The sequence below is a fragment of the Kitasatospora sp. NPDC057692 genome, from assembly GCF_042799475.1.
Lineage (GTDB): Bacteria > Actinomycetota > Actinomycetes > Streptomycetales > Streptomycetaceae > Kitasatospora.
In genome coordinates this window covers 1-24,104 of record NZ_JBHVIV010000035.1, presented here as the reverse complement: position 1 = coordinate 24,104, position 24,104 = coordinate 1, and the positions used below count along the sequence as shown (strand labels likewise).

Annotated in this window: 18 protein-coding genes; 13 read left to right on the top strand and 5 right to left on the bottom strand. The window is 75.7% G+C overall.

Features of this window, described 5'->3' with window-relative positions; genetic code table 11:
* Nucleotides 1-74 precede the first annotated feature (74 nt).
* The 3 genes from ACFVFS_RS20750 to ACFVFS_RS20740 all read left to right on the top strand — a co-directional run bounded on the left by ACFVFS_RS20750 (nucleotide 75) and on the right by ACFVFS_RS20740 (nucleotide 5,634).
* Nucleotides 75-1,361 (top strand): MFS transporter, encoded by a 1,287-nt coding sequence (locus tag ACFVFS_RS20750; protein WP_380626062.1) that lies wholly within the window; start codon nucleotides 75-77, stop codon nucleotides 1,359-1,361.
* 55 nt (nucleotides 1,362-1,416) lie between these two features.
* Complete coding sequence (locus ACFVFS_RS20745) at nucleotides 1,417-3,879, top strand: glycoside hydrolase family 3 C-terminal domain-containing protein (protein ID WP_380626061.1); 2,463 nt, start codon at nucleotides 1,417-1,419, stop codon at nucleotides 3,877-3,879.
* A 108-nt stretch (nucleotides 3,880-3,987) separates the two neighbouring features.
* On the top strand, nucleotides 3,988-5,634 hold the full coding sequence (locus ACFVFS_RS20740) for a family 20 glycosylhydrolase (RefSeq protein ID WP_380626060.1): 1,647 nt from the start codon (nucleotides 3,988-3,990) through the stop codon (nucleotides 5,632-5,634).
* 70 nt (nucleotides 5,635-5,704) lie between these two features.
* Here ACFVFS_RS20740 and ACFVFS_RS20735 read toward each other — a convergent pair whose 3' ends face one another.
* Nucleotides 5,705-6,262 carry a hypothetical protein gene (locus tag ACFVFS_RS20735; RefSeq protein ID WP_380626059.1) on the bottom strand — a complete coding sequence of 186 codons (558 nt, stop codon included), beginning with the start codon at nucleotides 6,260-6,262 and terminating at the stop codon, nucleotides 5,705-5,707.
* A gap of 133 nt (nucleotides 6,263-6,395) precedes the next feature.
* Here ACFVFS_RS20735 and ACFVFS_RS20730 point away from each other — a divergent pair, with 133 nt between their 5' ends.
* The 3 genes from ACFVFS_RS20730 (at nucleotide 6,396) to ACFVFS_RS20720 (ending at nucleotide 9,325) form a co-directional block, all read left to right on the top strand.
* Entirely contained in the window at nucleotides 6,396-7,058 is a 663-nt protein-coding gene (locus ACFVFS_RS20730) for a TetR family transcriptional regulator (RefSeq protein WP_380626058.1), read from the top strand.
* Nucleotides 7,059-7,223: 165 nt separating this feature from the next.
* Entirely contained in the window at nucleotides 7,224-7,418 is a 195-nt protein-coding gene (locus tag ACFVFS_RS20725) for a DUF1918 domain-containing protein (RefSeq protein ID WP_380626057.1), read from the top strand.
* A 47-nt stretch (nucleotides 7,419-7,465) separates the two neighbouring features.
* Nucleotides 7,466-9,325: a SpoIIE family protein phosphatase gene (locus ACFVFS_RS20720; RefSeq protein ID WP_380626056.1), complete on the top strand. Its 1,860-nt coding sequence runs from the start codon at nucleotides 7,466-7,468 to the stop codon at nucleotides 9,323-9,325.
* On the opposite strand, the gene ACFVFS_RS20715 is transcribed toward ACFVFS_RS20720, so the two are convergent.
* Entirely contained in the window at nucleotides 9,322-10,065 is a 744-nt protein-coding gene (locus tag ACFVFS_RS20715; RefSeq protein ID WP_380626055.1) for a PIG-L deacetylase family protein, read from the bottom strand. The genes ACFVFS_RS20720 and ACFVFS_RS20715 overlap by 4 nt on opposite strands.
* Nucleotides 10,066-10,328: 263 nt before the next feature.
* On the opposite strand from ACFVFS_RS20715, the gene ACFVFS_RS20710 reads away from it, so the two are divergent.
* The 5 genes from ACFVFS_RS20710 to ACFVFS_RS20690 all read left to right on the top strand — a co-directional run bounded on the left by ACFVFS_RS20710 (nucleotide 10,329) and on the right by ACFVFS_RS20690 (nucleotide 16,291).
* Nucleotides 10,329-11,348, top strand: coding sequence for an MDR family NADP-dependent oxidoreductase (locus ACFVFS_RS20710; RefSeq protein WP_380626054.1), 1,020 nt, complete (start codon nucleotides 10,329-10,331; stop codon nucleotides 11,346-11,348).
* Nucleotides 11,349-11,384: 36 nt separating this feature from the next.
* Nucleotides 11,385-11,765 carry a MerR family transcriptional regulator gene (locus ACFVFS_RS20705; RefSeq protein WP_380626100.1) on the top strand — a complete coding sequence of 127 codons (381 nt, stop codon included), beginning with the start codon at nucleotides 11,385-11,387 and terminating at the stop codon, nucleotides 11,763-11,765.
* Nucleotides 11,766-11,843: 78 nt separating this feature from the next.
* The gene (locus ACFVFS_RS20700) at nucleotides 11,844-12,491 is read left to right on the top strand and encodes an ArsR/SmtB family transcription factor (RefSeq protein ID WP_380626053.1); all 648 of its coding nucleotides are present in this window, start codon (nucleotides 11,844-11,846) and stop codon (nucleotides 12,489-12,491) included.
* Nucleotides 12,488-13,783 (top strand): MFS transporter, encoded by a 1,296-nt coding sequence (locus ACFVFS_RS20695; protein WP_380626052.1) that lies wholly within the window; start codon nucleotides 12,488-12,490, stop codon nucleotides 13,781-13,783. The genes ACFVFS_RS20700 and ACFVFS_RS20695 overlap by 4 nt, the downstream gene beginning before the upstream one ends.
* Before the next feature lie 495 nt (nucleotides 13,784-14,278).
* Complete coding sequence (locus ACFVFS_RS20690; protein WP_380626051.1) at nucleotides 14,279-16,291, top strand: FUSC family protein; 2,013 nt, start codon at nucleotides 14,279-14,281, stop codon at nucleotides 16,289-16,291.
* A gap of 15 nt (nucleotides 16,292-16,306) precedes the next feature.
* Here ACFVFS_RS20690 and ACFVFS_RS20685 read toward each other — a convergent pair whose 3' ends face one another.
* Nucleotides 16,307-17,713 (bottom strand): amidase, encoded by a 1,407-nt coding sequence (locus ACFVFS_RS20685; RefSeq protein ID WP_380626050.1) that lies wholly within the window; start codon nucleotides 17,711-17,713, stop codon nucleotides 16,307-16,309.
* Nucleotides 17,714-17,955: 242 nt separating this feature from the next.
* Here ACFVFS_RS20685 and ACFVFS_RS20680 point away from each other — a divergent pair, with 242 nt between their 5' ends.
* Nucleotides 17,956-19,752 carry a beta-galactosidase family protein gene (locus ACFVFS_RS20680; protein WP_380626049.1) on the top strand — a complete coding sequence of 599 codons (1,797 nt, stop codon included), beginning with the start codon at nucleotides 17,956-17,958 and terminating at the stop codon, nucleotides 19,750-19,752.
* A gap of 77 nt (nucleotides 19,753-19,829) precedes the next feature.
* Here ACFVFS_RS20680 and glmS read toward each other — a convergent pair whose 3' ends face one another.
* Both glmS and ACFVFS_RS20670 read right to left on the bottom strand, forming a co-directional pair.
* Complete coding sequence (gene glmS / locus ACFVFS_RS20675) at nucleotides 19,830-21,656, bottom strand: glutamine--fructose-6-phosphate transaminase (isomerizing) (RefSeq protein WP_380626048.1); 1,827 nt, start codon at nucleotides 21,654-21,656, stop codon at nucleotides 19,830-19,832.
* A gap of 73 nt (nucleotides 21,657-21,729) precedes the next feature.
* Nucleotides 21,730-22,014: a hypothetical protein gene (locus ACFVFS_RS20670; protein ID WP_380626047.1), complete on the bottom strand. Its 285-nt coding sequence runs from the start codon at nucleotides 22,012-22,014 to the stop codon at nucleotides 21,730-21,732.
* A gap of 203 nt (nucleotides 22,015-22,217) precedes the next feature.
* Between ACFVFS_RS20670 and asnB the strand changes: the two genes are divergently transcribed.
* Complete coding sequence (gene asnB / locus ACFVFS_RS20665) at nucleotides 22,218-24,068, top strand: asparagine synthase (glutamine-hydrolyzing) (protein ID WP_380626046.1); 1,851 nt, start codon at nucleotides 22,218-22,220, stop codon at nucleotides 24,066-24,068.
* Nucleotides 24,069-24,104: the final 36 nt, after the last annotated feature.

Below are 24,104 nucleotides of genomic sequence, written 5' to 3'. Positions count from 1 at the left end.
ACGCCCTGCTCCGCTGGGCCGACCCCCACCCGGCCCGACCCTCCCCGCCCCTCACATCGGAGGCAAGGATGTCCGTGCACGCTGATCCACGATCGGCCCACGACCCGTCATCACCGGTCGACGGTGAGGCGGGAGAACCGTCCCGCGCGGTGCCGGCCGACCTGCGCCGCCTGTTCCGGACCGCCCCGTTCGTCGCGGCCGCGGCCCCGATCGCCTACGGCGTCGCGCTGTACTACGCCGCGCTCCAGGTCGAGCACCTGGACCCGGACGCGAAGACCGGCAACCTCGCGATGATCAACGCCCTCGGCGCGGCGGCGGCGATGGTCGCCCAGCCGATCGTCGGCGTGCTGTCCGACCGGACCCGCAGCCGCTACGGCTCGCGAAGACCGTGGATGCTCGCCGGCGCGCTGATCGGCTCCGCCGCCCTGCTCACCTCCGGCCTCACCTCCGGCCTGGCCGCGCTGACCGTGTGCTTCATGCTGGTGCAGTTCGGGTTCAACGCCTTCCAGGGGCCGTTCTCCGCACTGCTGCCCGACCGGGTCCCCGAGCGGCTCCGCGGACGGTTCTCGACGGGCGTCGGGCTCGGCGTCGTGCTCGGCTCGGCCCTCGGCCCGATCCTCGGTTCGCTGTTCGCCGACGCCATCGCGGTCGGCTACGCGGTGCTGGCCGGGGCGGTCCTCCTCGGGATCGTCCTGTTCGTCGCCCTCGTCCCCGACCGGGACAACCGCGGCGAGCCGCGCCGGCCCTTCTCGGCGCGCGCCTTCCTCGCGGCGTTCTGGGTGAACCCCGTGCGCCACCGCGACTTCTTCTGGGGCTTCACCGGGCGGATCCTGCTGTTCGGCGGCTACACGATGCTGAGCACCTACCAGCTCTACCTGGCGCAGGAGTACATCGGGCTCTCGCTCGACGACGCGGCGCGGACCGTGCCGCTGCTCGGGCTCGTCGCGCTGCCCGCCATCATCATCGCCACCGCGATCGCCGGCCCGCTCTCCGACCGGATCGGCCGGCGCAAGCCGGTCGTCCTCGGCGCGGGACTGCTCATCTCCCTCGGCGCGGTGATCCCGCTGGCGCTTCCGACGGTCCCCGGACTGGCGCTGTCCCAGTTCGTGGTCGCGGCCGGCTTCGGCGCCTTCGTCTCGGTCGACCAGGCGCTGATGAGCAGCCTGCTGCCCAACCCCGACGACTTCGGCAAGGACCTCGGCGTCCTCAACCTCGCCGCGACCCTGCCGACCACCGTCGCGCCGGTCCTGGCCGCGGGCATCGTGCACGCCTTCGGCGGCTACGGCGCGCTCTACCCGGCGGTCGGCGTGATCACCCTGCTCGGCGCCCTCGCCGTCCTGCGCATCCGCAGCGTGCGCTGACCACCGACCCCCTCCACCACGCCTCTTGAACCACCGTCACGAAAGGAAGACGACGATGCACACCTCCTCCCCGCACCTCACCGCTCTCGTCGAGCGCCTCAGCCTGGAGCAGAAGGTCCGCCTGCTGACCGGCGCCTCCGTCTGGTCCCTGCACGACGAGCCGGCCGTCGGCCTGCGCCCGATCGTCGTCTCGGACGGCCCCACCGGCGTGCGCGGCGCCGCCGTGGACGACCGCGAGCCCTCGGCGAGCCTGCCCTCGGCCAGCTCGGTGTCCGCCACCTGGGACCTGGAGCAGGTGCGCCGGCTCGGCGCCCTGATCGCCGCCGAGGCGCGTGCCAAGGGCGTCGACGTGGTGCTCGGCCCCACCGTCAACCTCCACCGCTCGCCCCGCGGCGGGCGCCACTTCGAGGCGTTCAGCGAGGACCCGTACCTCACCGGCGAGTTCGGCGCCGCCTACGTCGGCGCCGTGCAGGCGCACGGCGTGGCGACCACCGCCAAGCACTACGTCGCCAACGACACCGAGACCGACCGCTTCACCGTCGACGTCCGCGCCGACGAGCGCACCCTGCGGGAGCTGTACCTGGCCCCGTTCGAGCGGATGGTCGGGGCCGGGGCGTGGCTGGTCATGTCGGCCTACAACGGCGTCAACGGGGCGCCCATGTCCACCAACCCGCTGCTGCGCGACCCGTTGAAGGACGAGTGGGGCTTCGACGGCGTCGTCATCTCCGACTGGGGCGCGGTGCACGACACCGACGCGTCGGCCGCCTCCGGGCAGGACCTCGTCATGCCCGGCCCGGACGGCCCGTGGGGCGGGGCGCTGGTCGAGGCCGTCGAGGACGGGCACGTGCCCGAGGCCGCGATCGACGAGAAGGTCGCCCGGCTGCTGCTGCTCGCCTCCCGCGTCGGTGCCCTGGAGGGCGCTCCCGAGGCCGTCCCCGTCCGGCCCTGGGAGGACTCCGCGATCGCGGACCTGCTGCGGGAGACCGCGGCCGACGGCATGGTCCTGGCCCGCAACGACGGCACCCTCCCGGTCGAGCCCCGGGACGGCCTGAAGGTCGCCGTGATCGGCCAGCACGCCCGGCGCGCCCGCGCCCAGGGCGGCGGCTCGGCCTCGGTGTTCCCGCGCCACGTGGTCACCCCGCTCGACGGCCTGCGCGAGGCCTTCGGCGAGGAGGCCGTCACCTTCGCCCCCGGTCTGCCCCCGGCCGACGAGCTGCACCCCTTCACCCGCGGCCAGGTCACCGACCCGGTCACCGGCACCCCCGGCGTCCACGTCCGCTACCTCGACCAGGACGGCACCGCGTTCGCGGAGGACACCACCCCCTCCGGACGCCTCGCCTGGCTCGGCGACGAGCGGCTGGTCAGGGCCGCCCGCATCGAGCTGACCACCCGCGTCACCGCCGACCGCGACGGCCGCCACGACCTCGGCTTCGCCGGGCTGGGCGGGTTCACCCTGGAGATCGACGGCGAGACGGCGGCCGCCGAGACCGTCTCCCCCGCCGGCGAGGACCCCGTCACCGCCGTCCTGAACCCACCCTCCGTCACCGTCACCCGCGACCTGGCCCTCGGCCAGTCGGTCGAGCTGCGCCTGACGTACAGCCCCACGCTCATGGGCGGCTTCCCCTTCGGCCTCGTCCTGCTCGGCGCCAAGGACGTGTTCGGCGACCCCGCCGAGGAGCTCCGTTCGGCGGTCGGGGCGGCCGCCGCCGCCGACCTCGCCGTGGTGGTCGTCGGCACCACCGAGAGCATCGAGTCCGAGGGCTTCGACCGGCCGCGCCTCACCCTTCCCGAGGGCCAGGACGAGCTCGTCCGCCGCATCCGCGAGGCCAACCCGCGGACCGTCGTGGTCGTCAACTCCGGTGCCCCGGTCATCATGCCGTGGCTCGACGAGGTGGCCGCCGTCCTGCTGTCCTGGTTCCCCGGCCAGGAGTTCGGCGCGGCGCTCGCCGACGTGATCACCGGCGCCCGCGAGCCCGGCGGCCGCCTGCCCACCAGCTGGCCCGCCCGCGAGGAGGACGTCCCGGTGTGGACCGTCGAGCCCCACGAGGGCCGGCTCGCCTACACCGAGGGCCTCCACATCGGCTACCGGGCCTGGCTCAAGCGCGAGCAGGCCGGCGGCCACGCGCCCGCGCTGCCGTTCGGCTCCGGCCTCGGGTACACCACCTGGCGGATCGGCGAGCCCTCCGTCACCACCGCCGGAGACCGCCTCGTCGTCGAGGCGGACGTCGCCAACACCGGCGCCCGGCCGGGCAAGCAGGTCCTCCAGGCCTACCTCTCCCGCCCCGGCTCGGCCGTCGAGCGGCCGGTGGCCTGGCTCGCCGGGTTCACCGCGGTGCGCGCGGAGGCGGGCGGCCGCGTGCGGGCGCGCCTGGAGATCGCCCCGCGCGCCTTCCAGCACTGGGACACCGACGCGCACGCCTGGGTGACCGAGAGCGGGGAGTTCACCCTCCGCCTCGCCACCTCCGTCGCCGACCCCGGCCACACCGTCACGGTCACCCCCGCCGCCGGGACCGTGTAGGCGCCGGTACGCCACCCCCGCGTCACCCCGCCGCGGGACCGGACCGCCACCCGGCCCGGTCCCGCGGCCGCTCCGACGGAGCGGACCGACCCGAAGAAGGAGACCAGCATGCCCGCACCGGCCGACGCCGCGCTGCGCCACATCCTCCCCGTTCCCCGCACGGTCGTCCGGGGCGAGGGGACGTTCGTCCTGCGCCCCGGCACGCCCGTGGTCGTCGCGACCGAGGACCTCCTCGGACCCGCCGGGCTCTTCGTCGAGCGCCTCGCCGCCGAGACCGGCCTGGAGCTCGGCCGGCCCCGCACCGGTATCGCCGGGCCCGAGGCGGTCCTGCTCGCCGTGGACGCCGGCGACCCGGGCGTCACCGCCGTCCCCGCGGCCCGCGGGCTCTCCGCCGCCGGCGAGGACCTCGGCGCCGAGCGCCACACCCTCGCCGTCGGCCCCGGGGGGATCCGTGTAACGGGCGCCTCGCCGACGGGCGTCCACCGGGGGCTCGGCACCCTGGTCGCCCTCGCCGAGCAGCTCCCCGCCACGGCCGAGGGCATCGAACTGCCCGTGCTCGACGCCGCCGACGGCCCGGCCCTCGCCTGGCGCGGCCTGTCCTTCGACGTCGCGCGCGCGGCGTTCTCCCCGGCCGAGGTGCGGCGGGTGATCGACCTGCTCGACCGCTACAAGCTCAACGTGCTGCACCTCCACCTGACGGACGACCAGGCCTGGCGGCTGGAGATCACGGCGCGGCCCGAACTCACCCGCGGCCTGGCCCCGGAGGCCTACTTCACCCAGGCCCAGTACCGCGAGCTCGTCGCGTACGCGGCGGCGCGGTTCATCACCGTCGTGCCCGAGATCGACATGCCCGGCCACAGCACCGCCGCGATCACCGCCTGTCCCGGGCTGACCTCGCAGGACACCGCCTCCCTGCCGCGCACGGCCGAGGAGCGGCTCGCCCGGTTCCTCGCCGGGGAGTTCCGGCCGCTGTGGCTGGAGCCCGGCCGCCCGGAGGTGTGGCGCTTCGTCGACGAGGTGCTCGCCGAGGTCGCCGCGCTGACGCCCGGACGGTTCGTCCACATCGGCGGCGACGAGGCCTTCGGCATGCCGGCCGGGGACCACCACGACTTCGTGGCCCGCGCCCGGGAACGCGTCCGCGCGCACGGCAAGGAGCCGATCGGCTGGCAGGAGACCGTCCGCGCGGCGGCGGAGCCCGGCGAGGCGGTGCAGCTGTGGATCGACCCCGAGCTGGCACCGGACCCCGCGCACCCGTTCCTCGCGATGCTCCCGCCGCAGGTCGTCGACCTGCTCCTGGAGTCCGAGCGGGAGTCCGCCGCGGACACCGTCCGGATGGGCGGGCAGCGGGCCGCGGTCGTCCTGTCCGCGCGGGGCCGCGCCTACCTCGACCGGCGCTACGCCGAGGCCGTCGACGGCGAGGCGGAGGAGCGCCGCGCGCGGATCGGCCACCCGATCTACCCGCCGCACACCGTCCGCGACGCCTGCACCACGCCGATCACCGGCATCGACGACGATCCCGGCTTCGACGTCGCCGGGTTCGAGGCCGCGGTCTGGTGCGAGACCGTCGGCGACGCCGACGACCTGTCGTTCCTCCTGCTGCCCCGGCTCCCCGGACTGGCCCAGCGCGCCTGGGCGGCGGGCCCGGCCCGCGACTGGGAGGACCTGCGCACCCGGCTCGCCGCGCAGGCGCCCGCCTGGCGCCGCCACGGCCACACCTGGTTCCCCGCGCCCTCGATCGACTGGCCGCAGGGCTAGTCACGGCACGGGATCGCCTCCCGGCGGGCGGGCGGCGCGCACCGGCCGCCCGCCGGGAGCGGTGCGGGCGTCAGCCGAGCGTGGCGCCGCGCTCGCGGGCGAGGTCCTCCAGGCCGTAGCGGGTGACGTGCTCCGGGTTGGCCAGGTCGACGGTGCGGATGCCCTCGGCGGCCAGGCGCTCGTTGACCTCGTCCAGGTGCTCCCGGACGAGCTGCTTCTCGGCGTCGGTGGTGCGGCCCTTGTGGGGGCGGCCGGCGTGCTCCAGGCTCGCGTAGTTGACCCGTTCGCGGGCGGCGGCGCCGGTCGGCGCGCTCTGCACCGGGATCGTGCGCGCGGCCCGCTCGGCGCCCCGCAGCACCTCGGCCATCGGCGCGGCCGTCGCCAGCCGGTCGAACGCCTCGGCGGTCATCACGACGGTCTCCGGCTCCTCGCCGTCCGGGTGGTGCAGCTCGACCGTCACCAGGTCGAGCGCCAGGCCCGCCACCCCGGCCAGCTCCCCGGGCAGCGCCTCGATCTCGACCGGGCCGTCCGCCAGATCGGGGTGCTCGCGGACGACGATCCGCACCAGCTCGTCCTCCTCCGCGTGCCGGCCGGTCAGGTCCGAGAACCGGATGATCTTCTGCCCCATGTCTTCCTCTCCTACCCCTGGTGATCAGGCCCTGGTGATCAGCGCAGAGCCTAGCCCGGTCGCAGAACGCGCAACGTCCGCCACCGGGCCCGGTGATTGGCCCGCCGAACAGCGGATGCGGCACAGTGGCCCCATGAGCGCGGACACGAGGAGTCACCCGGCCCCCGGGCGGCGGAGGCCGGTGCAGCAGCGCAGCCAGGAGCGCTACGAGCGGATCCTGGACGCCTGCGCCGCGCTGCTCGACGAGGGCGGGGCGGCGGCGCTCACCACCAAGGAGGTGGCGCAGCGCGCGCAGGTGCCGATCGGCACCCTCTACCAGTTCTTCGCGGGCAAGGAGGACCTGCTCGCCGCGCTCGCCGGCCGCAACCTCGACCGCTACCTGCACCGGCTCGACGAGCGGCTGCGCACCGAGGCCCCGGCCGGGCCCGCCGGGTTCACCGACCTCGCGGTGGAGGAGTTCGTCGCGATGAAACGGTCCGTCCCCGGCTTCGGGCAGGTGGACTTCGGGCTCGCCGGACCGGCCGTGCCGAGCGGCGTGGACGACGACCGGCACCTGCTGGACACCGAGCTGGACAACAACACGGCCGTCGCGCTGCGGCTCCAGGCGCTCGGCGGCGAACTCTTCGCGACGGCCGACCCGGCGGCGCTCACCCTCGCCCTGCGGGTGGCCCTGGAGGCGGCCGACGCGGTGCTCAAGCTCGCCTTCCGCGTCGACCCGCAGGGCGATCCGGCGATGATCGCCGAATGCGGGCGACTGGTCCGCTGCTACCTCCTCGAACAGCTCGGACCGCGCTGAGTGACCGGCCTCGGCGGGCCCGCGGCACAGACCCGCCGCCGGCCCCCGGCGGGCCCCGGCGAGCCGTTGCGGCCCGGGCGGGCGGGCAGCACAGTGGAGACAGGAGGGCGGCACCAGCCGGCCCACCGGTCCCCGCTGTCCCCCCGACACCCGAGGAGCAAGACCATGCACGCAGCGGTAGGCGACCAGCTCCACATCCACAGCCGGGCGGTGGGCATGGTCGACCAGAAGGGCGAGATCGTGGAGGTGCGCGGCCAGGACGGCCAACCGCCCTACATGGTCCGCTTCGAGGACGGCCACACCGGCCTGGTCTACCCCGGCCCGGACTGCAACATCGAACCCCGCGAGGCGATCCACTGACGCCACCGGCCACCGCCCCGCGCCCGTCCGGCCCGGGGCGGTGAGCCGTGCTGCCCGCGGCGGCCTCCGCCGCCGGCACCCCGGCCCTGCCCGGGCCGCTGGCCGCGCTCGCGCCGCTGCTGGAGCAGTACGGCTACCCGGCGCTGGCCCTGTTCGTGCTGCTCGACAACTGCGGGATCCCCGCGCCCGGGCAGACCGTCCTGGTGCTGGCCGCCGTCTTCGCGGGCACCGGCCACCTGGAGTTCGCCGCCGTGGTGGCGATCGCCTTCGCGGCGGCCGTGCTCGGCAACACCCTCGGCCACCTGATCGGCGCCACCGGCGGCCGCGCCTTCGTGCACCGCTGGGGCCGGTACGTGCTGCTCACGCCGGAGCGGACGGCCCGCGCGGAGGTGTTCTTCGAGCGGCACGGCGGCCAGGTGGTGACCGTCGCCCGGTTCGTCGACGGGCTGCGGCAGACCAGCGGCATCATCGCCGGGACGACCGGCATGCCCTGGCCCCGGTTCCAGGTGTTCAACGTGCTCGGCGCGGCGCTCTGGGTGGGCGTGTGGTCCGCCGTCGGCTACCTGGCCGGCAGCCACGTCGGCACGGTCTGGCGGACGGCGGTGCGCTACCAGCTGTGGCTGCTGCTCGCGCTCGGCGTGCTCGCCGTCCTGCTCACCGCCCGCCACCTGCTGCGCGGCCCCCGGGGCCGGGCGCGGTTGCGACCGGCGGCCCGGCCGGTGAGCCTGGAAACGATCACCTGGGAGGCGAGGATGGCCGAGGTCGGCACGCGCAGGGGCCCCCGGAGCGAGGAAGCGCACCGGGCGCCCGCCAACCGGACCGTCGTCCTGGCCGTTCTCGGGGCCACCGCCGTGGCCCTGGGCGCGCAGGCGGTGGGCGGCACCAGCGCCCGGCTCGTCCTGCTGCTGGTGTTCGTCCCCGCGCTGCTGGCCGGCCTGGGCACGCTCGCCCAGACCGTCGGCGCGGCGATCTGGGTCACCGGGGTGATCATCGTCAGCTCGGTGTACTTCCCGCCGGAGTCGATCAACGGGCGGGCGCTGACGCTGGCCACCGTCGTCGGCGCCTCGGTCGTCGCCGTGCTGCTCTGCGCCCGCCGGGTGCGGCGCGAGCGCGAACTCCACCGGATGCGGCAGAGCGCCGTCGCCCTCCAGCGCCAACTGCTGCGCCCGCTGCCCGCCCTGACCCCCGACGTCCTGCTGCACGGCCGCTACCGGCCGATCGAGGAGGACGCCATGGTCGGCGGCGACCTCTACGACATCGCCGACACTCCCTACGGCACCCGGATTGTCATCGGTGACGTCCAGGGCAAGGGCCTGCCCGCGATCGGCACCGGCTTCGCCGTGCTGGGCGCCTTCCGCGAGGCGGCCTTCCGCGAGCCCGCGCTCACCGACGTCGCCCTCGCCCTGGAGGCCGCGGTCACCCGGCACAACGCGTACGCGGCGCAGAGCGGCGAGGCCGAGCGCTTCGTCACCGCCACCGTGTTCTGCCTGGACCGCACGGCCGCCGTGCAGGCGGTCAACTGCGGCCACCTCGCCCCGTACCTGCTGGCCGACGGGGCGGCGGAGGCCGTCCCGCTGGCCCCCGGCGTGCCGCTCGGGCTCGCCGACCTGGCCGGGGAGGTGCGGACCGTCCAGTGGTTCGACCTCCCCGCCGACGGGACGCTGGTACTGCTCACCGACGGGGTCACCGAGGCGCAGGACGGCACGGGCGCCTTCTACCCGGTCGAGCAGCGGCTGCGCGCCCTCGGCGACCGCACCCCGGACCGGCTCCCCGAGGCCGTCGACGAGGACGTCCTCCGCTACAGCCGGGGCCGCCGCCGGGACGACCTCACCGTCCTCGCCCTGCGCCGCAACCCCGTCGCCCGCCCGGCCGGACCGGCGTCCCGGGGCGTGTCCGGCAATCCCTAGCGGAGCGGGAAGACCTCGAAGGCGACGGCGAAGCGCGTCCCGAGGCGGGTGCCCGCGCCGCGGCCGGCGCCCTCCAGGAAGCCGCGGGCGTCCGCCATCGCGCCGCCGAGGCCGGCCAGGTAGGCCTTGTGGGCCTCCAGCGAGGCGACGCCGCGGTCGAAGTGCTCGGTGGTGTCCGCCGCGTGCGCGGACTCGGGGGAGCCGGCCGCCCAGATCTCCTTGACGCCGTCCCACGGCTCGTACCCCTCGTCCACCAGCTCGCGGAAGACCCAGCGGTTGCCCGCGTCCCGCACCGCGTCCAGGGTGGCCCGGCCGACGGCGATGTGGTCGGCCTGGTTGAGGAAGACCCCGCCCCAGGTGTCGCGGAAGTTGTTGGTGATCACGATGTCCGGACGGTGCCGGCGCACCGCGCGGGCGATGTCGCGGCGCAGCGGCAGGCCGTACTCGACGACGCCGTCCGGGTGGCCGAGGAACTCCACGGTGTCCACGCCGACGAGGGCGGCGGAGGCGATCTGCTCGGCCTCGCGCAGCGGGCCGCACTGCTCGGGGGCCGTGCCGTCGATGCCGGCCTCGCCGCTGGTGACCATCACATAGACGACCTTCTTGCCCTGGTCCGTCCACCGGGCGACGGCGGCGGCCCCGCCGTACTCCATGTCGTCGGGGTGGGCGACGACGACCAGGGCGGTCCGCCAGTCCTCGTCGACGGGCTGGAAGGGCGCGGGTGCCTGCTGCTCGGTCATGGTGGTGCTGCCTCTCCGTGGTGCCGGTGCGTGCGGTCGTGCGGTCGTGCGGTGGTGCGGTCGTGCGGTCATACGGTCGCGCTGCCATACGGTCGTGCTGCCATACCGGAGGTGACTCTAGAAGATCACCGGGCCGCCCGCCGGGTGATCACGGCGCACGGATCGGCGGGCTTGCCCCTGACGCGCGGGGCAGGGGTTAGCGTCCCCGCACGGCGCGGCGGAACGGCCGCCGCGCCACCGCCCGCACACCCTGGAGTCCGCCCGTGCCGTCCTTCCCCACCACCGTCCGCGAGGTCCGGCTCGTCACCGCCCCGCCCGGACTGCCCCGCCCCGAGCACTTCACCGTGGCCGAGCGCCCGCTGCCGGCCCCCGGCCCGGACGAAGTGCTCGTCCGCAACCGGGGCTTCGTGGTCTTCCCCGGCCTGCGCACGCTCATCGGCGGCGCCTTCGCCGACGCGCCCTTCACGATCCGGCCGGGCGACCCGCTGCTCGGGCCGGCCGTCGGCGAGGTCCTGGCCGCGCCGGCCGGCGGCCCGCTGCGCCCCGGCGATCTGGTCACCCACCTGCTCGGCTGGCGCGACCACGCGGTCGCCGGGGCCGCCGCGTTCACCCGGGTGGCCGACGGCTTCCCCGACCCGCTCGCCCTGCTCTCACCCGGCCTCGTGGGCTACGGCGCGCTGACCCGGGCGGCGGCGGTCCGGGAGGGGGACGTCGTCCTGGTCACCGGCGCGGCGGGGGCGGTCGGCACGGTGTCCGGGCAGGTGGCCCGGCTGCTCGGGGCGGCCCGGGTGATCGGCACCACCGGCTCGGCCGCCAAGGCGAAGCGGCTGACCGACGAGTTCGGCTTCGACGCCGTGCTGGTGCGCGGCGCGGGCCCGATCGCCGACCAGCTCGCCGCGGCCGCCCCGGACGGCATCGACGTGCTGCTGGACATGGTCGGCGGCGAGCAGCTGACGGCGGCCGTGGACGCCGCCCGCCCGGGCGCGCGGTTCGCCCTGATCGGCGCGCTGGCCGGGCAGCTGGACCCGGCCCGGCGCGGCGCCGACGCGCCGACCGTGGTGGACAGCTTCCGGCTGCTCACCCGGAACGTCACCGTGCACGGCATCAGCGCGCAGCGCTACGAGGAGCTGGATCCGGAGTGGCGTGAGCGCCTCGGCGGCTGGCTGCGCGCCGGTCTGCTGACCGTGCCGCTGACGGTCCTGCCGGGCATCGAGCAGGCCCCCGGAGCGTTGTCCCGACTGATCGACGGAGACGTCTTCGGCGCCATGGTCGTCGAACTTTAGGCGGGACGCGCTCGGGGAGGGCGGATGGCGGGACGGATGAGGATCGGCGACGCGGCGGCGGCCGCGGGCACCACACCGCGGGCGCTGCGCTTCTACGAGGAACGGGGCCTGCTGCCACCGCCCGCCCGCACCGCCGCGGGCCAGCGCGAGTACGGGCCCCAGGCGGTGAACCGGGTGCGGGTGATCCGGGCGCTGCTGGCCCTCGGACTCACCGTCGAGGACCTCGCCAGCCGCTCGCACCGGCTGGACCTGCTCGCCGCGGACCCGCCGCGCAGCTGCGCGTCCGAGGGGGACTTCGGGCCGGACACCTTCGCCCCGGTGATCGAACAGCGGCTCGCCGCCCTGGACGCGGAGATCGCCCGGCTGACCCGGCTGCGCGAGGCCCTGGCCCGGCACAGCGGGACCGACATCCGGTAGCCGATCCTCCTTCGCCTTACAGAGACTTCTCTGCAGAGACCTCTATGCAGAGAAGTCTCTGCATTCTACGATTCCGCCATGCCCACCGAACATCCCGGCACCCCCGCCCCCGGCGAGCCCGAGCGGCCGATGCGCCGCCTCGACGCCCGCAGCCTGCGCGGCCTCGCGCACCCGCTGCGGATGAAGATCTTCGAACTGCTGAGCCTCGACGGCCCGGCGACCGCCACCCGGCTCGCCGAGCGGCTCGGCGAGAACACCGGCACCGTCAGCTGGCACCTGCGCCACCTCGCCGAGCACGGGTTCATCGAGGAGGAGACCGGCCGCGGCACCAAGCGCGAGCGCTGGTGGCGGCGCGTTCCCGTCACCAACCGGCTCGACACCGGCGACTTCCACGACGACCCGGACAGCCGCGGCGCGGTCTCGCTCTACCTGCACGAACTCGTCGGACAGTACTTCAACCGGATCAACACCTACATCACCGAGGACTGGCCGGCCGAGTGGCGCAGCGCCGGGACCATCTCGGACTGGAGCCGGCTGCGGCTGACCCCGGACCAGCTCCGGGAGCTCAACGACGAGCTGTTCGCCGTCATCCGCCGCCACCAGCCGGCCCCGGACGCCGAGCCGGACCCGGAGGCGCTGCCGGTCGTCGTCCAGCTCCAGTCCTTCCCGCGCCGCCCGCAGCCCGGGGCACCCGGCGGCCCCGAGGACACCCGGAGCGCCGAGTGAACCACGAGGCCACCGCCCCCCGCAGCCTGCTGCGCCGCCACCGCGACTTCCGCCTGCTCTGGTGCGGCGAGACGGCCGGCAAGTTCGGCTCCTCCGTCACCGGCGTCGCCATGCCGCTGATCGCCGTCTCCGAACTGCACGCCTCCACCTTCGAGATCGGCCTGCTGAGCGCCGCCGCCTGGGCCCCCTGGCTGGTCATGGGCCTGCCGGTCGGCGTCTGGGTGGACCGCTTACCCCGCCGCCCGGTCATGCTGGCCGCCGCGGGCGCCTCGCTCGCGCTGTTCGCCGCCGTCCCGGTCGCCGGCTGGACGGGCCGGCTGAGCGTCGCGCTGCTGCTGGCCGTCGCCCTGCTCACCGGCACCGCGGCCGTCTTCTTCCAGACCGCCTACACCGCCTACCTGCCCGACCTGCTCTCCCCCGCCGACCAGCCCGAGGGCAACGCCAAACTGCACGGCAGCGCCTCCGCCGCCCAGATCGCCGGTCTCGGCTCCGGCGGCCTGATCGCCCAACTCGCGGGCGCCGCCAACGGCATGTTCGCGAACGCGGCAACCTTCCTGGTCTCGCTGCTCTGCCTGGGCCGGATCCGGCACCGCGAGACGCCGCCCCGCACCGCCGCCGACCGGTCCCTGCGCCGCGAGGTCGGCGAGGGCCTGCGGCTGCTCGCCGGGGACCCCTGGCTGCGCACCTTCGCCCTGTTCGCGGGCGCCTCCAACCTGGCGCTGATGGGCTACCAGTCGATCCAGGTCGCCTTCCTGGTCCGCGAGGTCGGCCTCGCCCCGGGCACCGTCGGCGGGCTGATCGCGACGGTCAGCAGCGGCGGCGTCCTCGGCGCCTTCACGGCCCGCCGGGTCGCCGCGCGGATCGGCACGGCCCGCGCGATGATCCTCTTCGAGCTGGGCCTGTGCTCGCTCGCCCTGCTGATCCCGCTCACCGGCCCCGGCGCGGGCGTGCTCTGCTACGCCGCGGGCGGGTTCGGCGTCTCGGCGGGGGTGGTGGCCGGAAACGTGGTCAAGTCGAGCTTCCAGCAGCGCTACTGCCCGCCCGAGCTGCTCGGCCGCATCAGCGCCGGCGGGGCCGTCCTCAGCTACGGCACCATCCCGCTCGGCGCCCTGCTGGCCGGCGCCCTCGGCACCGCGCTCGGCCTGCGCCCGGCCGTGTGGATCACCACCGCCGGCGTCCCCCTGGCCGCGCTCGTCCTGCTCCTCTCCCCCGTCGGCCGCACCCGCGACCTGCCCACCACCCCCCGCCCCGCCGACACCCCGCTCCCGTCCCCCGAGCCCGCCGCCACCTGACCGGCGCCCACCTGACCGACGCCCACCTGACCGACGCCCACCCGTCCGCGACGGTCGGCGAGCCGGTCCGATGCCGCCGCCCGGGCCGGCGCCACGGCGACCGGAGTGGCGCCGGGCCCGGATCACAGTTGAGGGCGGGTCCGGCAGCCGGAAGCCGTCCACCACAGCCGGCACGTCGGCGCCGCGGCGGACCGGCGTCCTTCGGCCGCCCCGACAGCCGCACGTGCCCGCACGCTCGGCCCGGCACTCCGCCCGCGCGGCCGAGCCGACGACCCCACTCCGGCCCGCACCACAGGCCCGCGCATGCCGCGCCCGGGGCGGCGGCGCCACCCGGCGGGATCCACCCTCCCACCGGAACCAACCGCCGCACCCGCGCCCGTGGCGACAGCGCGGGACCGCTGAGAACCGGCTCACCGGCGACCACCGGAAGCGGACCCGCCCACCCCGCGCGTGCCGCGCCCGGGGCCGCGCGGGCGGGCGCCGTAGGTTGACGGCATGGCACAGGACGCGCCGGGTGGCCGGCTCTCACCTCCGAAGTGGCTGACCGCCGGGCTGCGGCCGCAGCCGGCGCCGGTCCCGTGGGCGGCGGTGGCCCGGGCCGCCGTGGCGCTGGGGGCGCCGCTGGCCGTCGGGCTGGCGGCGGGCAGGCCGGTGTACGGGGCGCTGGCGTCGATGGGCGCGCTGTCCGCCGTCATCGGCGACACCGCCGACGCCTACCGGATGCGGGTCTTCAACATCGCCGTGCCCCAACTGTTCGGCGCCGTCGGCGTCGCGCTCGGCACCGTGGTGTTCGGCCGCGACTGGACGGCCGTCGCCGTCCTGACGCTGGTCGCACTGGTCTCCGGAATGATCTCCTCGATCGGCTCGGTCGCCTCCGTCTCCGGCCTGCTGCTCCTGCTCAACGCCGTCGTCGGGGCTGGCCTGCCGATGCCGCGCCCGTGGTGGACGGCGCCGCTGCTGCTGCTGGCCGGCGGCGCGGTGGTGCTGCTGCTCACCCTGTTCGCCTGGCCGCTGCGCGGCGGCGTACCGGAACGGGCGGCGGTGGCCGGCAGCTACCGGGCCGTCGCCGCGTTCGTCCGCGCCGCCGGGACCCCGGAGCACGACGAACGGCGGCTGGCCGTCACCCAGTCGCTCAACTCCTCGTACGACCTGCTGCTCGCCCACCGCACCCGCCGGCACGGCCGCTCGCCCGGGCTGGCCCGGCTGATCGCCCGGCTCAACGCGCTGATACCGGTCGTCGAGGCGGCCTCCGCCGCGAAGCTGCGCCCGGTCGACCGGCTCGGCCCGCTGCCGGAGGCGTACCCGGCCGCCGTCCTGAGGCTCGCCGACGCCGTCGAGCACGGCCGGGCCGCCCCCGCCCCGGACGAGGACCCCGCCGCCTTCCTCACCCTGCCGCCGCCTACCGGGCCGTCGGAACGGGCCCTGGACCAGGCCCTGCGCTACGCGGCCGCCGTCGACGCCGAGCCCGGGCGCGGCGACGCCGACCCCGACCGGCTCGGCCGCCCCGCCGCCCCCGGCGAGCGGGTCCGGCAAGCCGCGCGGGCGGCGCTGCTGTCCGGCGCGTCCTGGCGGTACGGCCTGCGGCTGGCGCTGTGCATCGGCCTGGCCCAGGCGCTGGTCTCGGTGCTGCCGGTGCCCCGCTCGTACTGGGTCGCGCTGACCGTCACCTTCGTCCTGAAGCCGGACTTCGGCTCGGTGTTCTCGCGCGCCGTGCTGCGCGCCTTCGGCACGGCCCTCGGGCTGCTGATCGCGATCCCGGTGCTCGCCGAGGTGCCGCGCGGCTGGTGGGACGTGCCGACCATCGCGCTGCTGGCCACCCTGATCCCGGCGTTCTCGGCGAAGGGCTACGCCTTCCAGACGGCGGCCATCACGCCGGTCATCCTGCTGCTCTCCGACCTGCTCAACCACCAGGGCTTCGGACTGGTGCTGCCCCGGCTGTACGACTCGCTGATCGGCTGCGGGATCGCCCTGGTGGCGGGCTACCTCTGCTGGCCGGAGTCCTGGCACACCAGGATCGGCGACCGGCTGGCGGACGCGGTCGCGGACACCGCCGGGTACGTGGCGCTGGCCTTCGCCGCCGCCCCCGGCCGCGACCAGCCCTCCCGGCCGCGCCGGCGGCGGCGGCTCTACCGGGACCTCTCGGCGGTCCGCTCCGAGTTCCAGCGGGCGCTCACCGAGCCGCCGCCGACCGGGACCCGGGCCGCCGCGTGGTGGCCGCTGGTGATCGCGGTGGAGCGGGTGGTGGAGGCGACCACCGCCACCCGGGTGCGGGTCGAGCACGGCGTCCCGGCACCGCCCGCGCAGGAGGTCGCCGCCATCGCCGGCGACCTCGCCGCGCTGGCCGAGGCGCTCCGCACCGGAAACCCGCTCCCGGCCCCGCCCGACGGCGCCCCCGCCGGGCCCGGGGCGGCTCCCGGCGGCGGCACGGGCACCGGCGACGACGTCCTCGCCCCGCTGCGCCGCGAGGTCCGCGCGGCCTGCGCGATCGCCTCCCCGGTCCTCGGCTGACGGTTCCCGGGGCGGTCAGTCCTGGATCCGCCGCCAGGGGCGGTCCGCCTCCAGCCCGTACGCCAGTTCCAGGAGCACCCGTTCCCCGCCGTGGGCGGCCGACAGGTGCACGCCCACCGGCAGGCCCTCGGGGCTCGCGCCGACCGGCAGCGCGACGGCGGGGCCGCCGGAGACGTTGTTGACCGGGGTGAAGGCGACGTAGCGGGTGAGCCGCTCCAGCAGCTCGCCGAACTCGACGTTCGGGCTCAGGTGGCCGATCGGCGGCGGGACGTGCGCCAGCACCGGCGACAGGACCGCGTCATGGGTGCGGAACATCCCCGCGTACGTCCGCTCGGCGCCGCGCAGCCGCCGCACCACGCCCGGCACCCTGGCGAACTCGCGGTGGAAGAGCCGCCGCAGACCGGTGGTCAGCCCGTCGAGCCGGGCCGCCCGGAAGCCCGGGTCGACGGTCAGCCGGCCGGTGGTGGCGATCAGGAAGGCGATGTAGCCCCAGTAGAGGACGAAGTCCCGGGAGAACTCCTCGCCGAACGGCAGCTCCACCGGCGTCACCTCGTGGCCCAGCGCGGCGAGCCGGGCGGCGGTCTCCTCGACCGCCGCCCGGGTCGGCCCGTCGGTGGGCGCCGTCGGGGAGTCCACCGCGAGCCCGATCCGCAGCCGGCGCCCGCCGGGGCCCTCGACCAGGCCGAGCGGGGGCAGCGCCGGGTTGCGGTGGTGGCGTTCGGCGGCGGCGAGGAAGGCGGCGGTGTCGCGCACGGAGCGGGTCAGCACGCCGTCGGTGACCAGGTCGACCGGCAGCCGGCGGCCCTGCGCGTTGGGCACCATCCGGCCGCGGGTGGGCTTGAGGCCGACCAGGCCGCAGCAGGCGGCGGGGATCCGGATCGAGCCGCCGCCGTCGTTGGCGTGCGCGATCGGGACGACGCCGGAGGCGACCAGCGCGGCCGCGCCGCCGGAGGAGGCGCCCGGCGAGTGCGAAGTCCGCCAGGGGTTGCGGACCGGGCGGGCCGCGGCGTACTCGGTGGAGGCGTTGAGGCCGAACTCCGGCAGCCTGGTCTTGCCGAGGACGGACAGGCCGGTACCGAGGAACTGCTCGGCGAAGCCGGCGGTGCGGCGGGCGGGCCGGGCGCGGAAGGCCGAACTGCCCTGGCCGGTGGGCATGCCGCGCAGGTCGGTGTTGTCCTTGAGGTAGCTCGGCACGCCGTACAGCGGCGCGTCCGAGCGGGGACCGTCCCCGCCGTACGGCCGCCCGTACGCGGCGAAGGCGACCGGGGCGAGCGCCGCGTCCACCCGTTCGGCGCGGGCCGCGGCGGCCGCCGCCAGCTCGGCGGGGCTCACCTCGCCGGTCCGCACCAGGGCGGCCAGGGCCACCGCGTCGTGCTCCCCCAGCGCGTCGTCCCCGTAGGCGTGCACCCGCTCGTCGGCCATCCGGACTCCCCATCCCTGCCAGTCGGTGGCGGCACCGGACCGGGGTTCCCTACCTACCCGTCGGTAGTGCCGCGCGAGCTGAGCAGTCTAGGTCGGCGGCGGCGCCCGGAGAACCCCCGCGCGGCGCGGGCACGATCACGCCGCACCGCCCGTTCGGTCCTGCGACGCTTCCGGGATCCCGACCGCCGGGCCCGACCCCCGGCGGCCCGCGTCACCCCCGTCACCACCGAAAGCTGGTCCGCATGATCGAGCTCGACTTCGACGGCAGCGGGTTCCGCCGCAACGGCGCCCCGCACCGCGTCGTCTCCGGCGCTCTGCACTACTTCCGAGTCCACCCCGGGCTGTGGGACGACCGGCTGGCCCGGCTGCGCGCCCTGGGCGTCAACACGGTGGACACCTACATCCCCTGGAACTTCCACGAACTCCCCGGCGCCGGCTTCGACTTCACCGGCTGGCGGGACGTCGCCCGGTTCGTCCGGCTGGCCGAGCGGCACGGGCTGGACGTGATCCTCCGCCCCGGCCCGTACATCTGCGCCGAGTGGGAGTTCGGCGGCCTGCCGGCCCGGCTGCTGGCCGTGGACGGGATCCGGCTGCGCAGCTCGGACCCCGCCTTCCTCGCCGCGGTGGACGGCTGGTTCGACGCCCTGGTGCCGGAGCTGCTGCCGCTGCTGGGCCGCCGGGGCGGCCCGGTGGTGGCGGTCCAGGTGGAGAACGAGTACGGGAGCTACGGCAACGACGCCGCCTATCTGGCACACCTGCGCGACGGCCTGGTCGCGCGCGGCGTCGACTGCCTGCTGTTCACCGCCGACGGCGCCGAGGACTTCATGCAGCAGGGCGGCGCCGTCCCGGGCCTGCTGGCCACCGCCACCTTCGGCTCCCGCGCCCCCGAGCGCTTCGAGGTGCTGCGCCGGCGGCAGCCCGAGGGCCCGCTGGCCGCCATGGAGTTCTGGATCGGCTGGTTCGACCGGATCGGCGGGCCGCACCACGTCCGGGACGCCGGGGAGACCGCCGCCTCGCTCGACGAACTCCTCGCCACCGGCGCCTCCGTCAACCTCTACATGGCGCACGGCGGCACCAACTTCGGCCTCTGGGCGGGCGCCAACCACTCCGGTACCGGCCCGGACACCCCCGGCTACGAGCCGACCGGCACCAGCTACGACTACGACGCGCCGATCGGCGAGGCGGGCGAGCTGACCGAGAAGTTCCACGCGCTGCGGGCCGTCATCGGCAAGCACCTCCCGCTGCCCGACGTCGAACTCCCGGCCCTGCCACCCCGCTTGGCGCCGCGCCGGCTGGAGCACGCGAGCGGCCGGGCCCGCCTGCTCGACTCCCTCGACGCCCTCTCCACCCCCGTCCACCGCCCCGTCCCCGAGCCGATGGAGCGCCTCGGCCAGTCGCTCGGCCTGATCCACTACCGCACGCACGTCCCCGGCCCGCGCCCCGAACTCCCGCTGCGCGTCGACGGCATCGGCGACCGCGCGCAGGTCTTCGCCGACGGCCGCCCGCTCGGCGTCCTCGACCGCAACCGCCCCGGCGAGACCCTCCCGCTGGCCGCCGGCCCCGCCGGCGTCACCCTGGACATCCTGGTCGAGGCCCTCGGCCGGGCCAACTACGGCCCCCAGCTGGACGACCGCAAGGGCATCCGGCGCGGCGTCTCGCACGAGCGCCAGCGGCTGCACGGCTGGGAGATCCGCCCGCTCCCGCTCACCGACCTCACCGACCTCGTCTTCCGGGACGCCCTCGACACCGCCGACGGCGACCCCGCCTTCCACCGCTTCGAGACCGACCTCGACGCCCCCGCCGACGCCTTCGTCGCCCTCCCCGGCTGGGGCCGCGGACTGCTCTGGCTGAACGGCTTCCTGCTCGGCCGCCACACCGACGAGGGCCCGCAGCGCACCCTGTACGCGCCGGCCCCGCTCTGGCGGCCGGGCCGCAACACCCTCGTCGTCCTCGAACTCGCCCGCCACGGCGAGTCGCTGGAACTGCGCGGCGAACCCGACCTCGGCCCCACCACCCGCGCCCCCAGCGCGGACTACTGACCTCCGCCGGAGGACCCCGCGCCGTCGCGCCGGGGCCGGCCGGGCCTCCCCCGGCCGGCCCCGGCGGGTGCGCCCGGCTACTCGACGGTGACGCTCTTGGCGAGGTTGCGGGGCTTGTCGACGTCGCGCTTCAGGGCCACGGCGGCGTGGTAGGCGAGCAGCTGGAGCGGGATGTTGAGCAGCAGCGGGTCCAGCTCGGGCTCGCTCTTGGGCACCAGGATGCAGTGGTCGGCGAGCCTGGCGTCGGGGCGCCGGTGGGCGACGGCGAGGACCCGGCCGGCCCGGGCCTTGATCTCGCCGAGGGTGGTGAGGTTCTTGTCGAGCAGCTCGTCGTCCGGGACGAGGGCGACGGTGGGCAGCTCGGGGCTGATCAGGGCCAGCGGACCGTGCTTCAGCTCGCTCGCCGGGTAGGCCTCGGCGTGCACGTAGGAGATCTCCTTGAGCTTCTGCGCGCCCTCGCGGGCGACCGGGTAGCCGCGCACCCGGCCGATGAACATCATCCCGGTGGAGTCGGCGTACTCGGCGGCGAGGCCGGCGATCTCGTCGCTCTGGGCGAGGATCTCCCGGATCTGGCCGGGCAACGCGTTGAGGGCGGAGACGATCCGGCGGCCGTCGGCGGGCGAGAGGTCGTGGATCCGGCCGAAGTGCAGGGCGAGCAGCGCGAAGGCGACGACGGTGGAGGTGAACGCCTTGGTGGAGGCGACCGAGATCTCCGGGCCGGCGTGCAGGTAGATGCCGCCGTCGCACTCGCGGGCGATGGCGCTGCCGACGGTGTTGACGACGCCGAGCACCCGGCCGCCCTTGCGCTTGACCTCCTGGACCGCGGCGAGGGTGTCGTAGGTCTCGCCGGACTGGCTGACCGCGATGTAGAGGGTGTCGGCCTCGATGACCGGGTTGCGGTAGCGGAACTCGGAGGCGGGCTCGCTGTGCGCGGGGATCCGGGCCAGCTCCTCGATCAGCTGGGCGCCCATCTCGCCGGCGTAGTAGGCGGAGCCGCAGCCGAGGATCTTGACCCGGCGGATCTCGCGCAGCTCGCGCGCGTCCAGGTTGAGGCCGCCGAGGTGGGCGGTGGCGAACCGCTCGTCGAGGCGGCCGCTGAGGGTGCGCTCGACCGAGCCGGGCTGCTCGTGGATCTCCTTGAGCAGGAAGTGCTCGTAGCCGCCGGTGTCGTAGGAGTCGATCTCCCAGTCGACGGTGGACGGCTGGCGGTGGGTGGTGCGGGCGTCCTCGGTGAAGGTGCGGAAGCCGTCGGCGCGCACGGTGGCCAGCTCGCCGTCCTCCAGGTGGACGACCTGGCGGGTGTAGCGGACCAGGGCGGAGACGTCGGAGGCGACGAACATCTCCTTCTCGCCGATGCCGAGCACGATCGGGCTGCCGTTGCGGGCGACCACGACGCGGTCGGGCCGCTCGGCGTCGAGGACGGCGATGCCGTAGGTGCCGACCACCTTGCCGAGGGCGGCGCGCACGGCCTCCTCCAGCTCCACGCCCTCGGTGGCGTGGGCGGCGATCAGGTGGGACAGCACCTCGGTGTCGGTCTCGGAGCGGAAGACGGCGCCTTCGGCGGCGAGCCGCACGCGCAGCTCGTCGGCGTTCTCGACGATGCCGTTGTGGACGACGGCGATGCGCTCGGCGTTGTCCAGGTGCGGGTGGGCGTTGGCGTCGCTGGGGACGCCGTGGGTGGCCCAGCGGGTGTGGCCGATGCCGGTGGTGCCCTTGAAGCGGGCCGGGACCTCGGCGGCGAGGTCGGCGACCCGGCCCTTGACCTTGCGGACCTTGACGCCGCCGGTGCGTCCGGCGACGGCGACGCCGGCCGAGTCGTAGCCGCGGTACTCCAGCCGGGCGAGGCCCTCCAGCAGGAAGGGGGTCGCGTCCTTGGGGCCGATGTAGGCCACGATTCCGCACATGGTGGACTCCTTGGTTCCGTGAAGACGAGGCCGGCCGGTCGCGCCGTGCCGACAAGACCTGAACGCGGGCCGGTCAGCCGTAGACGATCCGGCGCAGCTGGCGGGCCGAGAGTTCGGGTGCCGCGACCCGGCGGGCCGGCAGCTCCTCGGCGAGCCGGGCGAAGATCCGCTCGTTGGTCAGGCCGCGTGCCTGCAGCTCGCCGTGGCGGCGCCGGACGTACTCCTCGGTGGTCTCGGAGAAGTACGCCAGCACCTCCGCCACCACCCGCGCCGCCTCCCGGGGCCCGAGCGGGCTGGTCCGGGTGAGGTGGGCGAGCAGGTCGTCGTGAGGGTGCGAAGGACCGGTCGGGCTGGACACGAGTGGGGAGCCTAGGCGGCCTCTCGCCGAAAGATCAAAGATCCTGCCCGAAATCGGGCAGGATCCCGCTGTGTTCGAAGCATGAACGGGGGTCTTGTAGCCGCACGGGTGACCACGTAGCGTGATGACTTGCTCACACACCGGGGGGTCCGGGGGAGGAACGGGAGCGTCGGAAGAGTGTCGGAAGAACCGGAGGCTTGCTGATGTGCGGGATCACCGGATGGGTCGCGTACGACCGTGACCTCACCCGCGAGCGTGCGGTGCTCGGGGCCATGACGGACACCCAGCTCTGCCGCGGCCCGGACGCCGGCGGCGTCCACCTGGAGCGGCACGCCGCGCTGGGCCACCGGCGCCTCGCGGTGCTCGACCTGGAGGGCGGCGTCCAGCCGATGACCGCCGAGCACGACGGCCGGCTGCTGGCCGTCCTCAGCTACAGCGGGGAGGTGTACAACCACCGCGAGCTGCGCGCCGAACTGGAGGCCGTCGGACACCGCTTCCGCACCCGCAGCGACACCGAGGTGGTGCTGCGCGCCTACCTGGAGTGGGGCGAACACCTGGCCGAACGGCTCAACGGCATGTTCGCCTTCGCCGTCTGGGACGCCCGCACCGAGGAACTGCTGCTGGTCCGCGACCGGATGGGCGTCAAACCGCTGCACTACCACCCGACGCCGGACGGCGTGGTCTTCGGCTCCGAGCCGAAGGCGCTGCTCGCCCACCCCTCGGTGCGCCCGGTGGTCGACCTGGACGGGCTGCGCGAGCTGCTCACGCTGGCCCGCACCCCGGGGCGCACCCCGTACCGGGGCGTCGCCGAGGTCCGGCCCGGCCACGTGGTCCGGGTGCGGCGCCAGGGCACCACGGTGCGGCGGTACTGGTCACTGGAGGCCCGCGAGCACACCCAGGACCTCGCCACCACGATCGGCACCGTCCGGGCACTGCTGGAGGACATCGTCCACCGCCAGCTGGAGGCCGACGTCCCGCTCTGCTCGCTGCTCTCCGGCGGCCTGGACTCCAGCGCGGTCACCGCCCTGGCCGCCCGGACGCTGCGCGCCGCCGGCGCCGGCCCGATCCGCTCCTTCGCGGTCGACTTCACCGGCCAGTCCGAGCACTTCGCCCCGGACGCCGTGCGCGGCACCCCGGACGGCCCGTACGCGGAGATGCTCGCCCGGCACGTGGGCGCCGACCACCGGGTGATCGAGCTGGACACCGCCGACCTCGGCGCCCCGGCCCAGCGGCTGGCCACCCTGCGCGCCCGGGACCTGCCGGGCGGGGTCGGCGACATGGACGCCTCGCTGCTGCTGCTCTTCCGCGGCGTGCGCGAGCGCTCCACGGTGGCGCTGTCCGGCGAGTCCGCGGACGAGCTGTTCGGCGGCTACCGCTGGTTCCACGACCCACGGCTCGTCCACGCCGACGACTTCCCCTGGGCGCCCGTGCTGAGCAGCCTCGGCGGCACCGGCAGCGGACCGCGCGAACAGCTGCTGGACCGGGAGCTGCTCGGCAAGCTCGACCTGGACGGCTACCGGCAGGCCCGCTACCGGGAGGCGCTCACCGAGGTCCCGCACCTGCCGGACGCCGACCCGTTCGAACGGCGGATGCGGGAGGTGTCGTACCTCAACCTGACCCGCTTCGCCTGCATCCTGCTGGACCGCAAGGACCGGATGAGCATGGCCACCGGGCTGGAGGTGCGGGTGCCGTTCTGCGACCACCGGCTGGTGCAGTACGTCTTCAACACGCCGTGGGCGATGAAGCACTTCGACGGCCGGGAGAAGAGCCTGCTGCGCGCCGCCGTGCGGGACGTGCTGCCGCCCGAGATCGCCGACCGGATGAAGAGCCCGTACCCGATCGTGCAGGACCCGCGCTACCCGCAGCTGCTGCGCGGCGAGCTCGCCGCGCTGGCCGCCGACCCCGGCTCCCCCGCCCTCGCCCTGCTGGACCGGCGGGCGGTGTCCGACGCGCTGGCGCCGGACACCGACCCGCAGACGGTCCGGCTGGCGACCGATCTGGCGCTGGACCTCGACGCCTGGCTGACGGAGTACCAGGTGACCCTGGAGCTCTGAGCGGCCTGCCGCCGGGCGGCGCGGGACACCGCGCCG